This is a genomic window from Bisbaumannia salifodinae (assembly GCF_055388505.1).
Genome location: NZ_AP043781.1, coordinates 1,852,415 through 1,867,247, shown reverse-complemented (window position 1 = coordinate 1,867,247; position 14,833 = coordinate 1,852,415). Strand labels below are relative to the sequence as shown.

The 14,833-nt window shown below is 67.2% G+C and carries 12 protein-coding genes; 5 read left to right on the top strand and 7 right to left on the bottom strand.

Annotation, left to right across the window (positions count from 1 at the left end; genetic code table 11):
- Window positions 1–46 precede the first annotated feature (46 nt).
- On the bottom strand, window positions 47–1,147 hold the full coding sequence (gene dctP, locus ACZ5EF_RS08415; protein ID WP_346060553.1) for a TRAP transporter substrate-binding protein DctP: 1,101 nt from the start codon (window positions 1,145–1,147) through the stop codon (window positions 47–49).
- A gap of 141 nt (window positions 1,148–1,288) precedes the next feature.
- A complete protein-coding gene (locus ACZ5EF_RS08410; RefSeq protein ID WP_346060554.1) occupies window positions 1,289–2,053 on the bottom strand; it encodes an AraC family transcriptional regulator in 765 nt (254 codons plus the stop codon).
- Between the two features lie 144 nt (window positions 2,054–2,197).
- Between ACZ5EF_RS08410 and ACZ5EF_RS08405 the strand changes: the two genes are divergently transcribed.
- Window positions 2,198–3,091: a LysR substrate-binding domain-containing protein gene (locus ACZ5EF_RS08405; protein WP_346060555.1), complete on the top strand. Its 894-nt coding sequence runs from the start codon at window positions 2,198–2,200 to the stop codon at window positions 3,089–3,091.
- A gap of 148 nt (window positions 3,092–3,239) precedes the next feature.
- On the opposite strand, the gene gcvA is transcribed toward ACZ5EF_RS08405, so the two are convergent.
- Window positions 3,240–4,124 carry a transcriptional regulator GcvA gene (gene gcvA / locus ACZ5EF_RS08400; RefSeq protein ID WP_346060556.1) on the bottom strand — a complete coding sequence of 295 codons (885 nt, stop codon included), beginning with the start codon at window positions 4,122–4,124 and terminating at the stop codon, window positions 3,240–3,242.
- A 124-nt stretch (window positions 4,125–4,248) separates the two neighbouring features.
- On the opposite strand from gcvA, the gene amaB reads away from it, so the two are divergent.
- Window positions 4,249–5,742, top strand: coding sequence for an L-piperidine-6-carboxylate dehydrogenase (gene amaB, locus ACZ5EF_RS08395; protein WP_346060557.1), 1,494 nt, complete (start codon window positions 4,249–4,251; stop codon window positions 5,740–5,742).
- Window positions 5,743–5,862: 120 nt separating this feature from the next.
- Window positions 5,863–7,143: an L-pipecolate oxidase gene (gene amaA, locus ACZ5EF_RS08390; RefSeq protein ID WP_428832110.1), complete on the top strand. Its 1,281-nt coding sequence runs from the start codon at window positions 5,863–5,865 to the stop codon at window positions 7,141–7,143.
- Window positions 7,144–7,179: 36 nt separating this feature from the next.
- Here the strand turns inward: amaA and ACZ5EF_RS08385 are convergent, their stop codons facing one another.
- Window positions 7,180–7,662, bottom strand: coding sequence for an Lrp/AsnC family transcriptional regulator (locus ACZ5EF_RS08385; RefSeq protein ID WP_346060559.1), 483 nt, complete (start codon window positions 7,660–7,662; stop codon window positions 7,180–7,182).
- A gap of 285 nt (window positions 7,663–7,947) precedes the next feature.
- Between ACZ5EF_RS08385 and nhaC the strand changes: the two genes are divergently transcribed.
- A complete protein-coding gene (gene nhaC, locus ACZ5EF_RS08380) occupies window positions 7,948–9,477 on the top strand; it encodes a Na+/H+ antiporter NhaC (RefSeq protein ID WP_346060560.1) in 1,530 nt (509 codons plus the stop codon).
- 398 nt (window positions 9,478–9,875) lie between these two features.
- Here the strand turns inward: nhaC and hglS are convergent, their stop codons facing one another.
- The 3 genes from hglS to ACZ5EF_RS08365 all read right to left on the bottom strand — a co-directional run bounded on the left by hglS (window position 9,876) and on the right by ACZ5EF_RS08365 (window position 12,960).
- Window positions 9,876–11,231 carry a 2-oxoadipate dioxygenase/decarboxylase HglS gene (hglS, locus tag ACZ5EF_RS08375; RefSeq protein WP_346060561.1) on the bottom strand — a complete coding sequence of 452 codons (1,356 nt, stop codon included), beginning with the start codon at window positions 11,229–11,231 and terminating at the stop codon, window positions 9,876–9,878.
- A gap of 75 nt (window positions 11,232–11,306) precedes the next feature.
- On the bottom strand, window positions 11,307–12,560 hold the full coding sequence (locus ACZ5EF_RS08370; protein ID WP_346060562.1) for a 2-aminoadipate transaminase: 1,254 nt from the start codon (window positions 12,558–12,560) through the stop codon (window positions 11,307–11,309).
- 220 nt (window positions 12,561–12,780) lie between these two features.
- On the bottom strand, window positions 12,781–12,960 hold the full coding sequence (locus ACZ5EF_RS08365; RefSeq protein WP_346060563.1) for a hypothetical protein: 180 nt from the start codon (window positions 12,958–12,960) through the stop codon (window positions 12,781–12,783).
- Between the two features lie 477 nt (window positions 12,961–13,437).
- Here ACZ5EF_RS08365 and ACZ5EF_RS08360 point away from each other — a divergent pair, with 477 nt between their 5' ends.
- Window positions 13,438–14,820, top strand: coding sequence for a uracil-xanthine permease family protein (locus tag ACZ5EF_RS08360; protein ID WP_346060564.1), 1,383 nt, complete (start codon window positions 13,438–13,440; stop codon window positions 14,818–14,820).
- Window positions 14,821–14,833 lie beyond the last annotated feature (13 nt).

Here is a 14,833-nt window from a genome sequence, read left to right as displayed (position 1 = left end):
TCGATGGGGCCGGCGCCCGCCAGGGCGGGCACCGGGCTCGGCGCGATTACTGGCCGTAGATCCGCAGGTCATCCTCGGCCACCTGGCGGCCGACCCGCTCCACCTCGCCGAGGAAGGCCTCGACCCGCCCGGCCTCCATGCCGAAATCGTCGACGATCCACGCTTGCCAGGCCGGGCGGGCGATCTCCGCCATGCGCTCGCGCTCCGCCTGGGGCATCAGGTAGCAGGCCTCGAAACGCTCGCAGGACTCCACCCAACTGGCGGTGGCCAGGGCCCCGGACATGCCGTGGCTGATCTCGATGGCTTCCCGGGCGGCGCCGACCAGGATCCCCTGGTACTCCTCGGGTAGCTCCTGATACCAGGACTCGCTGACCACCCAGGGGGCGCTGTTGTAGACGTGGCCGGTGAGGGTGGTGTAGTCGGTCACCGCATCGAAGTTGAAGGTGGTATTGAGCACCGGGGCATTGAACTGGCCGTCGGCCAGGCCGGTTTCCAGGGCGGTGATCAGCTCCCCCCAGGGCAGCGGCGTGGCGGAGGCGCCCAGGGCGCGCATGATGGCCACGTGGGCGGGGTTCTCCTCGGTGCGGATATTCAGCCCCTCCAGGTCCTCCACCGTCTCGATCAGCCGCACGTTGTTGGTAAAGGCCACGAAGCCGCCACCGTCGTCGAAGGTACCCAGGTAGCGCATATTGGCCGCTTCCCGGGTGCCCGCCATGAAGTCGGCGAACCACTCGCCATCGAAGAAGGCCCAGGCCTGACGCCAACTGGTAAAGAGGAAGGGCGCGGTGACCATCTGGTAGTCCGGGTAGAAGGAGGACATGGCGCCCGCCGACATGATGGTGGACTGCAGGGTACGCCCGCCCTGCACCTCGGTGCCGTTTTCCACCTCGGAGCCCAGTTGGCCGCCGCCGAAGAGGGTCACCGCCAGGTCGCCGTCGGTCTGCGCCTCGACGCGGTTCTTGAAGTGCACCAGGGCGGGATAGATCTCGTTGTTGCTGAGGCTCTCGGGCAGTTGGGTGGCGATCACCATCTCGTAGGATTGCGCCTGGGCCTGGGCGGCCGCCATGGCCAGCGGCAGCGCCGCCAGGGCGAGGGTCTTGCCCAGGGGTTTGCCCAAGAGCTTGGGAAGTCGCGGTGTGGTGGTCATGAGTCCCGATCCTGATTGTTGTTGGAGGATTCACTTTGACCTTAGGTCATTCCCGGCCCCGGCACTTGGCCGAGACTCCGCCGGCCTTGCCCGAGACTCACGGAAATTGGCAAACGGGGGGCAAACGGGGACAGCCCCCCATTAACGGCGAGCCCGGGAGGGCGCCTCGCCAAACCGGCGGCGATAGGCTCGGGAGAAGCTGCCCTGGTCGCGAAAGCCCACCAGGCCGGCGATATGCCCCAGGCTCAGTTGGCTGCCGGCCACCAGGCCGCGGGCATGATCGAGGCGCCGGCGCTGCACATAGGCCAGGGGGGTGAGGCCCGTGGCCTCGCGGAAGCAGGCATGGAAGTGGCCCGGGCTCAGGGCGCAGAGCTCGGCCAAGGCCTCGACGCGGATGGCGGCGTCCAGGTGGGCATCGATCCAGGCATCGAGGCGCGCCAGGTCAAGCCGCGAACGGGCCTGGGGCGTGGGCTCGGCGCGCTTCAGCTCCTGGTCGTGCAGCTGCAGGTAGAGGGCCCGCAGCAATAGGGTGGCGATCTCGTCGTGCAGGGCCGGGGCCTGCTCGGCCTGGGTCATCAGGGTGGCGGTCAGTTGCTGCAGCTGGGGTGAGACGGCGAAGAAGCGCGGCCGCTCGAAGAGGCGCTGCAGCTCGTCGGCGCAGGCCAGGCGCTCCAGCTTGGCCAGGGGCACGTCCAGCACCAGGGTCTGGTTACGACCATCGCCCAGGTATTCGTGGTGACAGGCGGTGGGGATCAGGCAGCCCAGTTCCCGGGTGATGCGCTGGCCGCGATGCTCCAGGGCCAGCTCGGTGGTGCCGGAGCTGGCCAGGATCAGCTGATGGTAGGCGTGCTCATGGGCCACATGCTGGCGCCCCAGGGTACAGGTCTGCAGGCCGAAGACGGACATGCCGGGCGACTCCCTCGCCGAGTCGTGGATTCCCTCACTCTACGCCAGGCGGTATCGCCGTACCAAGCGCCCTGGGGGCACGTTCCCAGCCAGGGCCGCCTCTGCTACTGTTTGGCGTCCGGACGCCGATCAGGAGCCCCGCGCTTGGCCTCACGCAACCTCCCTTCCACCACCGCCATGCAGTGCTTCGAGGCGGCGGCCCGGCATATGAGCTTTACCCGAGCCGCCGACGAGCTGAGCCTGACCCAGAGCGCGGTCAGCAAGCAGGTGGCTCAGCTCGAGGCGCACCTGCAGCACAAGCTGTTTCGCCGCGTGCGGCGCCACCTGGTGCTGACGCCGGAGGGCGCCATCTTCCTCAGCGACGTGCGCAAGGTATTGGCCCAGATCGAGATGTCGACCCAGGCCATCATGACCTACAGCGGCAACAGCGAGGTGCTCAAGGTGGCTACCCTGCCCAGCTTCGGCGCCCGCTGGCTGGCGGACCGACTGCCGGCCTTCCTGGCCAACAACCCGGGCATCAGCCTGGAGTTCCACGATCGGGTCGAGGACTTCGACCTGGAGCAGCAGGATATCGACGTGGCGCTCTTCTATGGCCACGGCAGTTGGCCCGACCTGGCCTGCCACAAGCTGCTGGACGAAGAGATGGTGGCGGTGGCGGCCCCTGCCCTGCTGGCCCGCCAGTCATCCGGGAGCGTCGCCGAGCTGGCCGACCTGCCGCTACTGCACCTGTCGACCCGCCCGGATGCCTGGCACCGCTGGTTCGCCGAGCAAGGGGTGAGCACCGACCGCAGCTACCACGGCACCCGCTTCGAGACCTTTCCCATGCTGGTGCGTACCGCCATGGCTGGCGGCGGCGTGGCCCTGGTACCGCGCTTTATCGTCGAGGAGGAGCTCCAGGAGCGGCGCCTGGCCATCGCCTCCCCCCATCGGCTGCGCAGCGCCAGCGCCTATTACCTGGTCTATCCTGAACACCTGGGCGAGCTGGCCAAGGTGCGGCGCTTCGTCGAGCATCTCGTCGGCGCCGCGGCCTCCTCCTGATAGGGGTTGCCGATGGGGTCCGAGGCGCCTGGCGGCGCCAATCGCTCGGCGAAGCCGAGCTCCCACAAAAACCGCGGCGGCGGATTGAGGGACAACATAGAATCTCCCACACTCGCTGGCTTTAGCCAGACCGCGGCCGCACAGGCGTTTAATCGATCCGCTCGCGAATCCAGTCGATAAAGGCCCTTACCTTGTCCAGCTCGGCCATATGCTCGGGGTGGGCCATGTAGTAGGCGTCCCGGCTCTTGAGAGCGAAAGGCCAGGGAATCACCAGCTTGCCCTCGTCGAGCTCCTCCTGGGCCAAAAAGCGCGGCACCAGGGCCACCCCACAACCCGCCTGGGCGGCACGCAACGACATATAGAAGGTATCGAAACGCGGCCCGTGATAGCTGTGCTCGGTGTACTGGTCCTGGGCCGCGAACCAGTCGTGCCAGGCCTCGGGCCGGGTGGCGCTCTGCAGCAGCACCAGCCGCGTCAGGTCCAGGGGCTCCCCCACCGCCATGCCCTCCAGCGCCGCCGGGGCACAGACCGCCACCAGTTCCTCGTCCAGCAGCTTGATGCATTCCGCCCGCGGCCAGGCGCCATGGCCGAAGAAGAAGGCCACCTCGACCCGCTCCTGGGCCATGTCGAAGGGCTCGGAGCGGTGGAGGATATTGAGGTTGATATCGGGGTGCCGGAAACGGAAGCCCTTGAGCCGCGGAATCAGCCAGCGGGCGCCGAAGGTGGGCAGGGTGGCGACGTTCAGCACCTGGGACTCACCGCCGTAGGACTGCATATAGCGGGTCGACATCTCCACCTGGGCGAGGATCTTGCGCGCCTCCGAGAGATAGACCGCGCCCTCCGGGGTGAGATGCAGGCGCTTGCGGATGCGCCGGAACAGCGGATGCTGGAGCATCGCCTCCAGCTGCGCCACCTGCTTGCTGACCGCGCTCTGGGTCAGGCTCAGTTCGTCGGCGGCGCGGGTGAAGCTGAGGTGGCGGGCCGCCGCCTCGAAGCACTGCAGGCCATTCAGGGAAGGCAGGTGACGACGCATCGCAGGCACTCACAGAACAAGAAAATAATGAATGATATCTATCTTAAACATCGCTTGTTTGGGCACAAGCCCCCTGGTGATACTGGCATCGAATCATTCACTGACGACAATGATAGGAGAAAGAATGATCGATTCCATCATGCAGCGCCTGGGCGTCGGCGCCGACCAGTACCGCGACGGCGATATCCGCGTCACCACCCCCATCGATGGCCGCGAGCTCGGCCGGGTGCGCTCGGCCAGCCGCGACGAGGTGGACCAGGCCATCGCCGATGCCCAGACGGCCTTCGCCGCCTGGCGCCGGGTGCCGGCCCCGCGCCGCGGTGAGTTGGTGCGGCTGTTCGGCGAGCAGCTGCGCCGCCACAAGGCGGACCTCGGCGCCCTGGTGACCTGGGAGTGCGGCAAGATCCTCCAGGAAGGCCTCGGCGAAGTGCAGGAGATGATCGATATCTGCGACCTGGCCGTGGGCCAGTCCCGCCAGCTGTTCGGCCTGACCATCGCCTCCGAGCGCCCCGGCCACCATATGCGCGAGTCCTGGCATCCCCTGGGCCCGGTGGGCCTGGTCACCGCCTTCAACTTCCCGGTCGCCCCCTGGGCCTGGAACGCGGCGCTGGCCCTGGTGTGCGGCGATAGCCTGCTGTGGAAGCCCTCCGAGAAGACCCCGCTCACCGCCCTGGCCTGCCAGGCGCTGCTGGAGCGCGCCATGGCCGAGTTCGGCGACGAAGCCCCCGCACACCTCAGCCAGGTGATCCTCGGCGAGCGCGAGGCCGGCGAGCAACTGGTGAACGATCCCCGGGTGCCGCTGATCAGCGCCACCGGCAGCACCCGCATGGGCCGCCAGGTGGGCCCGGCGGTGGCCGCCCGCTTCGGCCGCAGCATTCTCGAGTTGGGCGGCAACAACGCCATGATCCTCACCCCCAGCGCCGACCTGGACATGGCAGTGCGCGCCATCCTCTTCTCGGCGGTGGGCACCGCCGGCCAGCGCTGCACCAGCCTGCGTCGCCTGGTCGTGCATCGCTCCATCAAGGACGAGGTGGTCGAGCGCCTCAAGCAGGCCTATGCCGGCGTCACCATCGGCGACCCCCTGGAGGGCCACCTGATCGGCCCGCTGATCGACCGCCAGGCCTTCGACGCCATGCAGAGCGTGCTGACCCAGGCCCGCGAGCAGGGCGCCCGGGTGTTCGGCGGGCAGCGCCAACTGGCCGAGCACTACCCCGACGGCTACTACGTGGCCCCGGCCATCGTCGAGGTGGCCGAGCAGAACGACCTGGTCCGCCACGAGACCTTCGCGCCGATCCTCTATGTGCTCGGCTATGACGAGCTCGACGAGGCCATCGCCCTGAACAACGACGTGCCCCAGGGCCTCTCCTCGTGCATCTTCACCACCGATGTGCGCGAGGCCGAGACCTTCGTCTCCGCCGTGGGCAGCGACTGCGGCATCGCCAACGTCAATATCGGCCCCAGCGGCGCCGAGATCGGCGGCGCCTTCGGCGGCGAGAAGGAGACCGGCGGCGGCCGCGAATCCGGCTCCGACGTCTGGAAGACCTACATGCGTCGCCAGACCAACACCGTCAACTACTCCCGCGAGCTGCCCCTGGCCCAGGGCATCAAGTTCGACTGATGCCGTCGTCCGGCCGCCGCCCCGGGCGGCGGCCGATCCGCGAACACCGTCACGGGAAGAACAATAATGTCGATAGCTGCGGCACGAGAACGGCGGGATGACCGCCGTGGGGGAGATCCCCTGCGGGAAGGTTGTCTCTGGCATAGCACCTCCCCCGAGCCCCCCCTGGCGCTGGATTCCCTGCGCGGGGAGCACGCCACCGATGTGCTGGTGATCGGTGGCGGCATCACCGGGCTCAGCACCGCCCTGCACCTCGCCGAGGCCGGCGTCGACGTGACCCTGATCGAGGCGGGGGATATTCCCAGCGGCGGCTCGGGACGCAACGTCGGCCTGGTCAATGCGGGGCTGTGGATCCCGCCGGACGATATTCGCGAGATCCTGGGGGACGCGGTCGGCGAGCGCGCCAACCGGGTCCTCGGCGGCGCCCCCGCGGAGGTCTTCGCGCTGATCGAGCGTTACGCCATCGACTGTCAGGCGACCCGCACCGGTACCCTGCACCTGGCCCACAATGGCAAGGGCGAGCGGGAGCTGGCGCGGCGCGCGGAACAGTTTCGGCGCCGCGGCGCCCCGGTGGAACTGCTCGAGGCCGAGGCCTGTCGGCAGGCGGTCGGCACGCGGCAGATTCGCCGTGCCCTGCTCGACCGGCGCGCCGGCACCCTCAATCCCTGTGCCTATACCCGCGGCCTGGCGCGTGCCGCCAGGGCGCTCGGCGCCCGCCTGTACACCCATAGCGCCGCCACCGGCGTGGCCGCCGCGGGGGACGACTGGCGGGTGACCTGCGACCGGGGCAGCATCAAGGCCCGGCGCCTGGTCCTCGCCACCAACGCCTACACCGAGGACCACTGGAACCGGGTCAAGGACCACTTCTTTCCCGGCCACTTCTTCCAGGTCGCCTCGCGGCCCTTAGCGGAGGCACTGGCCGGCGATATCCTGCCCGGGGGCCAGGGCGCCTGGGATACCCGCCTGGTGCTCAGCAGCCTGCGCCGCGACGCGGAAGGTCGGCTGATCCTCGGCAGCCTGGGCCGCGGCGAGGGCCGGCCGCTGGCTTATCTGCGCTGCTGGGCCGACCGCATCCAGCGCCACTACTTTCCCCAACTGGGCCGCGTCGACTGGGAGTGCACCTGGACCGGGCGCATCGCCTTCACCCCCGACCATACGCTGCGCCTCTTCGAGCTCACCCCCGGCGTGCTGGGCGTCTCGGGCTATAACGGCCGCGGCGTGACCACCGGCACCGTGGTCGGCAAGGGCTTCGCCAACTACCTGATCTCCGGCGACGACGGCGCCCTGCCCCTGCCGATCCGCGGCCACCGGCCGATCCGCGCCAAGGCCCTGCGCAGCGCCGGCTACGAAGGGGGCTTCACCCTCTACCACACGGGACAGTGCCTGCGGCTCGTCAATTGAGCCGGCCAGGCGCGGAGGCCGAGGTCCCGCTTCCGCTCAGGGCAGGGAGTCGAGGGGAACCGGCACCGTCACGTCGTCCTTGACGAGTTCCATCACCACGAAGGAGTGCGTCTGATGAACATTCGGCAGCCGACCGATCTGCTGGAGCAGCACGGCACGATAATGGGCGATGTCGTGGGTTCTCACCTTGAGCAGGTAATCGAAATTCCCCGCCACCATGTAACAGCCCTGTACCTCGGGAATCAGGCGCACCGCCGCATTGAATCGGTCCAGGGCGTCTTCGCTGGTCTTCTCCATGGTCACCAGCACCACCAGCACATGGCCCGCCCCGAGCTGCGCCGGGTCCAGGTCGGCACGGTAGCCGCGGATGATCCCTTCCTGCTCGAGGCGGCGGACCCGCTGGGCACAGGGCGTCTTGGTGAGGTTCACCCGGTTGGCCAACTCGACGATGGGGAGTCGGCCATGCTCCTGCAGCTGGCTGAGGATACGGCGATCGATACGGTCCAGCTTGGTAGTCATATTGGCTACTCACAACCTATATGGAGGACATAAGTAAAAGAATCTAGCGTTATTTGGAGCCAATTCCTAGCTGCTATGGCCAATACTTAGTCTTGTAGGCTAGCAGCATATAACAATGGCCCGAGCCGGAAAACGAGGGAGGAAATCACCACCCGAGACGATACATTCCGGCAGTTCCCGTCACCGAACCGTATCGATCGCTCCCGAATACCCAGGATCGGTAGGCGGGGTATTGCCCAACACACAAGATCAGCAACAACGCATAACAACCCCAGGGTAATTGACATGACAAGTCCAACAACTCCAAGAGATGATAAACAGCCAAGCCTGCTGCTTGCGCTGACTCCCGTCGTCCTGACACTGCTGGTACTGGCGGTGCAGCTGTTCTACTTCGGCGACTTCACGCCGCATATCCCGCTGGCCATCGGCCTGGCGATCACCAGCCTGGTCGGCGTCAAGCTCGGCTTCCGCTGGAAGCAGATCGAGGAAGGCATCTTCCACGTCATCCACGTCTCCCTGCCCTCCGTCTCGGTGTTGATCTGCGTCGGCATGATCATCGGCGTGTGGATCGCCAGCGGCACCGTGCCGACCCTGATCTACTACGGCCTGACGATCCTCTCGCCGGGCATCTTCCTGGCGGCGGCCATGCTGCTCTGCTCGATCGTCTCGCTGGCCCTCGGCACCTCCTGGGGCACGGTGGGCACGGTGGGCCTGGCCCTGATGGGCATCGGCGCGGGCTTCGATATCCCCATGTACTGGACCGCCGGCGCGGTGGTCTCGGGCGCCTTCTTCGGCGACAAGGTCTCGCCGCTGTCGGATACCACCAACCTCGCCCCGGCGGTCACCGGCACGGACGTCTTCTCGCATATCAAGAACATGATGCCGACGACGATCCCGGCGATGCTGATCGCCTTCGTCATCTACCTGGTGGCGGGCTTTACCCTGATCGACGACGGCAACGCCTCCTTCGAGCGGATCGAGGCCATCACCGCCGCCCTGCAGGCGAACTTCACCATCTCGGCCTGGCTGCTGCTGCCGGCGGTGCTGGTCATCGCGCTGGCGGTCAAGCGCATGCCGCCCATTCCCTCGCTGTTCGCCGGCGCCCTGGCCGGGGCGGCCACCGCCATGCTCGTGCAGGGGGTCGGCGTGCACGACGTGCTGACCTATGCCAACAGCGGCTATTCGATTGACACCGGCGTCGCCGCCATCGACAGCCTGCTCAACCGCGGCGGCATCCAGTCGATGATGTGGACCATCTCGCTGGTGCTGATCGCGCTGGGCTTCGGCGGCGCACTGGAGAAGACCGGCTGCCTGGCGGCGATCATCCGCGCCATCATGACCAAGGTGCGTAGCTTCAAGGGCGTGCAGACCTCGGCGGTGTTGACCTCGGTGTCCACCAACCTGGTCGCCGGCGACCCCTACCTGTCCATTGCCCTGCCCGGCCGCATGTACGCGCCGACCTATCGGGGCATGGGCTACTCGACCCTGAACCTGTCCCGCGCCATCGAGGAAGGCGGGACCCTGATCTCGCCACTGATTCCCTGGAACGCCGGCGGGGCCTTCGTGATCAGCGCCCTGGCGCTGGGCATCTCCGACGGCAATGTCGAGAACCTGCTGTATATCCCGCTGGCCTTCGCCTGCTGGCTGTCCCCGGTGATCGGCCTGATCTATGCCCAGGTCGGCCTCTTCTCGCCCAAGGCCAGCGACGCGGAGCGGCAACTCTGGCAGGAGCAGGGCGAAGCCATCGCCACCGACCTGGGCGCCGCCGGCCCGGCCGGCGACACCCCCGCCGTCAGCCCGCGCCCCTCGAGCTGACCCCCAACCCGCCCCAGACGGGGCCACGAAACCAAGAAGCCCAGCGGCCTGGCCGCTGGGCTTCTTGGTTGTTATATGGGCTATATAGCCACGGTCCGACGTCTCGGCGATTCGCCCGAAGGGCGATCCGGGTTATCACCAGGGGCGACTGCATCGCCCAATCGTCCGGCAGAGCCGGACTCCCACAACCCCAGTGGCCACCCAGCCTAATGTGGGAGCGCGGATTTCGACGGTCCGACGCTTCGGCGATTCGCCCGAAGGGCGATCCGGGGTATCACCAGGGGCGACTGCGTCGCCCAATCGTCCGGCAGAGCCGGACTCCCACAACCCCAGTGGCCACCCAGCCTAGTGTGGGAGCTCGGCTGTGCCGCGCGATATCGCCCGAAGGGCGATTGGCTTTAGGCCAAAGCCTCCAGTACCCGTCGCCGGGAGGCTTCCTGGCGCTCGGCGTAGAGCGCCAGCTCGTCGGTGACCGGGGCGCCGAGGGCCGCCTCGAAGGCGTCGCGATTGGCGTTGCCGGCATAGGCCTGGTTCTCGCCGCCGCCCAGGTTGGACTGGAAGATGCCCGCGGCGCTCACCGGCAGGAAGTCCTCGTAGGTGATCGGCTGAGCCACCACCAGGCCGCGCTCGATCAGCGCCTCCAGGTCGGCGCCGGCCTGCTGGCCGGCCTTTTCCCCCGCCTCACTCAGGCGGTAATGGAAGAAGGCCAACTCCTGGCGGCGCAGCTCGTCATCGCCGTCGGGGAAGTCGGCGAAGACCTCGCCCAGCACCCGCTGGTGCGCCTCGTTGGCGAGCCCACTGGCCTGGCGGCGAGCCTCGTTCAGCAGCCGGTCGTAGAGGGCGCGCCCCTTGGCGGTGAGCGCCATGCCGCGCTGCTCGATCTCGCCGAAGCGGGCGGTATGGGTACCCTGCTGCTCGCCGGCGAAGCGGATCGACTCCTCCAGCGCCTTGAAGCTGGTCTGGCGCAACAGGATCGGGCAGTCGCGACGGGGCGGGCCCTCGATCACCGCCTTGGGATCCATGCCCGCCGCCGGCATGCGCCGCTGCACCTCGTCGATATCCAGGGTGCGCGGGGTCAGGTGGTTGATATGCGGGCCACGGAAGCAGACCACATCGGCGATCAGGCGGTGCTCGTCGTGAAGATCCTGGTAGGTGGCCAGGTCGACGGTGGCCTCCCGATGCCAGCGGAAGGTCTCCAGGGCCTCGGCGACGAAGCGCTCGGCGTCGTCCTCGTTCAGCCCGCCCTGGGTCTCGCTGCGCGCGATCAGCTCGCGCACCCCGGGGGTGAAGATATCGCGCCGGGCAAGGATCTCCTCGGCGCGCTGGCGCAGTGCCGGGTTCTCGATCAGCTCCAGGCGCAGCAGCGAGGTGAAGATACGGAAGGGGTTACGGGCCAGGGCGGCGTCCTCGATGGGACGGAAGGCGGTGGAGTGCACCGGTACGCCGGCCTCGGAGAGGTCATAGTAGCCCACCGGGTGCATGCCCATCACCGCGAAGAGGCGGCGCAGCATGGCCAGCTCCTCGGCACTACCGACGCGGATGGCGCCATGGCGCTCGACACCGAGGCGCGCCAGCTCGTCATGGGCGCCGAGCCGCTCGGCCAGGGCCGGATCCTTGTCCAGGGTCTCCCGATTGACCGTCTCCACCAGCTCGAGCAGGGTCGAGTACTGGGGCACCTCGGCCTGGTACATGGCCGACATGGCCTGGGAGAAGCGATCGCGAATCTCGTCCGGGGAAAGAACGTCTGTGTTCATGGCTCGTGTCTCGTGGTTCAAGAGAGGGGGGTTATCATCAGGGTAGCGGGAGGCGCTCGCCGTCCCGCCGTGAAATCAGGCCGGCAGTGACGCCAGGGCCCGCTCGATCAGCGCCAGGCCCTCCTCCAGGATGGCCGGCTCGGCGGTCAGCGGCGGCAGCAGCCGCAGCACGTTGCGCTTACGGCCGCTGGGCATCAGCAGCACCCCGGCCTCGCGCCCAGCCTCGAGCAGGGCCGCCAGGTGCTCGGCCCCACTGGCGGCGGGCGTGTCCTCGAAGACCACCCCGCGCATGCCGCCGACCCCGGTCAGGGCGCCCAACATGGGGAAGCGGCCGCTCTCCCGCCAGCGCTGGTGGGCCTCGACCATCAGCGTCTCTTGTCGCTCGGCCCAGGCCGCCAGGCGCTCTTCCCGCATCACCTCCATGACCGCCAGGGCCGCGGCACAGGCCACCGCATTACCGGAATAGGTGCCGCCCAGGCCACCCTTGACCAGGCTGTCCATGACCTCGGCGCGACCGGCCACGGCGGCCAGGGGCAGTCCCGCCGCCATGCTCTTGCCCATCAGCAGCAGGTCGGGCTCGATGCCCAGGTGAGTGAAGGCGAAGGGGCGGCCGGTGCGTCCGAAGCCGGACTGGATCTCGTCGCAGATCAGCAGGATGCCGTGGCGATCACAGAGTTCGCGCAGGGCCCGGGCGAAGTCGGGGCAGAGCAGGCGGAAGCCGCCCTCCCCCTGCACCGGCTCGACGATAATGCAGGCCACCTCCTCGGCGGACACTTCCACTTCGAACAGGCGAGCCAGGGCACGCAGGGCCTCCTCGGCGGAGACCTCGCTATCGCGGCTGGGGAACGGCAGGTGATAGACCGGCCCCGGCAGGCTGCCCAGCCCGACCTTGTAGGGCTTGACCTTGCCGTTGAGGTTGAGCGCCGCCAGGGTGCGCCCATGGAAGCCATCGTCGAAGGCGATCACCGCCTGACGTCCGGTGGCGCCCCGCGCCACCTTCAGGGCATTCTCGGTGGCCTCGGCGCCGCTGTTGGTGAGCATGCAGGAGAGCGGATAGGAGACCGGCACGAAGCGGTCCAGGGCTTCGGCCACCGCCAGGTAGCCACGATGCGGCAGGGCATTGAAGGCCGAGTGCATCAGGGTCTCCACCTGGGCCTTGACGGCCTCCACCACGGCGGGATGGCCGTGGCCCAGGTTGAGGACGCCGATGCCACCGATAAAGTCGATATAGCGCCGTCCGGCCTCGTCCCAGACCTCGGCGTTGCGGCCGCGCTCGATGCACAGGGGGTGGACGATGCCTAGCGAACGACTGATGTGGGGAAGGTCCATAGCGGTGCCTGTCGCCTTGTTCCATGCCAGAAGGGATTGCTGGCTATGGAATCAGACGAGGCGGACGGGGTTCAAACGAAAAAAAGCGCCCTATACATTCCTTAATGGAATTCCAGGACCGTTTCACCCCGGCCGACCCGATGACTTCAATCGTGCCATGAAGCCATGGAATGCATTGCTCCCCGAGTGTCCCGCCGGGACGCCCCCATGATATCGCGGCCTAGCAGCGACCCTTCATGGCCTGCCCCGGCGGACAGAAGCCGCCACGGTGGCTGCGGTGATGGTGATGGCCACCACGGGAATCGATCTCGATCAGGGGTTCGGGGGTGATACGGGCCGGGGTATAGCTGCAGCCCGCCAGCAAGGCGGTGACGATCAGGGCCAGGGTCATGCGTGTCATATGGTGCCTCTCGAGGATAAACGGTTGCGTGTTATCCCCTTCGTTCCCGGCGCCGTCGGCTCATCCTTGCAAGGGGCCTCTAGCGGGCCGGCGACGACGCGGTCGGCAGTATACCCCAAGCGCCGGGGAATGGGCCAAGAACTCCCTCCCCCCGTCGATCGCCGGCTAAAGCCAGCTCCTACAGGGCGTGGGTTGCCACTGGGGTGGCAGGACCGGCTTCAGCAGGCGATCCGACGTCTCGGCGATGGAGGTGGCGGGAATGGTTGGGTAAGTCCCCAAGGCCTCGAAATCAAACCAAGGTCTAATTGCCAATATCTCCGAAAATCAAGCGAAAACGCGATATCAGGGTGGGAAATAGTGGCAATTCATTATAGGCCACATTTTGTATACATGAATTGTTGCCAGATGTTTGCCTGACCGCTTAGTCTAAGCGCCAATAATCTGTATACAAAAAGCACGCAAGCGTTAGGCAAACCTATGACAACCACCACTACTGCGACACAGAACCCGGCACCCCGAAGCGCCTCGTTCTTCGACTTCTATGGCAAGCCTCCCCTGGCCAAAGCCATGCCGCTCTCGCTGCAGCACATCCTGGCGATGATCATGGGTACGGTCACCGTCCCCATCATCGTGGTCGGGGCAGTGGGCGCCAGCCTCGAAGAGAAGATGTTCCTGATCCAGATATCACTGGTGTTCTCCGGCCTGGCCACCCTGCTGCAGCTCTATACCCTGGGTCGACTGGGCGCCAGGCTGCCCACCATCTTCGGCGTGGGCTTCGCCTATGTCCCGACCCTCACCGCCATCGGCACCCAGTACGGTCTCGAGGGCATCCTCGGCGCCCAGGTCGTCGGCGGCATCGCCATGATGGTCACCGGGCTCTTTATCCAGCGCATTCGCCACCTCTTCCCGCCGGTGGTGGCCGGTACCGTGGTGCTGGTCATCGGCCTCTCCCTCTACGATATCGCCATCAACTACCTGGCCGGTGGCGTCGGCGCCCCCGACTACGGCGATATCAAGTACTGGGCCATCGGCGGCATCACCCTGCTGGTGGTGCTGGGGGTCTCGCAATTCGCCAGCGGCTTCCTCAAGCTGGCCTCCATCATCTGCGGCCTGCTGGCCGGCTATGCCATCTCCATGGCGCTCGGCCTGGTGAACTTCGATGCGGTGCGCGACGCCCCCTGGATCAGCGCCCCCATGCCCCTGGCCTTCGGTCTCGAGTTCCACGCCGCCGCCATCATCTCCATGGTCATCATCTGCGTGATCAACTCGGTGCAGACCATCGGCGACCTCTCCGCCACCACCGTCGGCGGCATGAATCGCGAACTGGGCAAGAAGGAGCTGTTCGGCGGCCTGATGGGCAACGGCTTCACCACCATGGTGGGCTCCTTCTTCGGCGCCCTGCCCACCTCCACCTACAGCCAGAACGTCGGCATCGTGGCCATGACCAAGGTGATCAGCCGTTATGTGCTGGCCATCGCCGCCATCTTCATGGTGGTCGCCGGCCTGCTGCCCAAGTTCGGCGCCCTGATGACCACCATCCCCTACCCGGTGCTGGGCGGTGCCACCATCCTGGTGTTCGGCATGATCACCATGACCGGCATCCAGTTGATCACCAAGGACGAGATGTCCGCCCGCAACATGACCATCGTCAGCCTGGCCCTGGCACTGAGCATGGGCGTCTATGCGGTACCCGACGCCATCGCGCAGTTCCCCGAGACCCTGCGCCTGGTGCTGGGTGGCTCGCCCATCGTGATTGCCGCCCTGGTGGCCTTCACCCTCAACCTGATCCTGCCGCGTCAGAGCCTGGCCGATGAGGAGGAGGAACGCCGCCAGATCGAGGCCAAGCTCAACGAAGAGTAATTGCACCAGCATT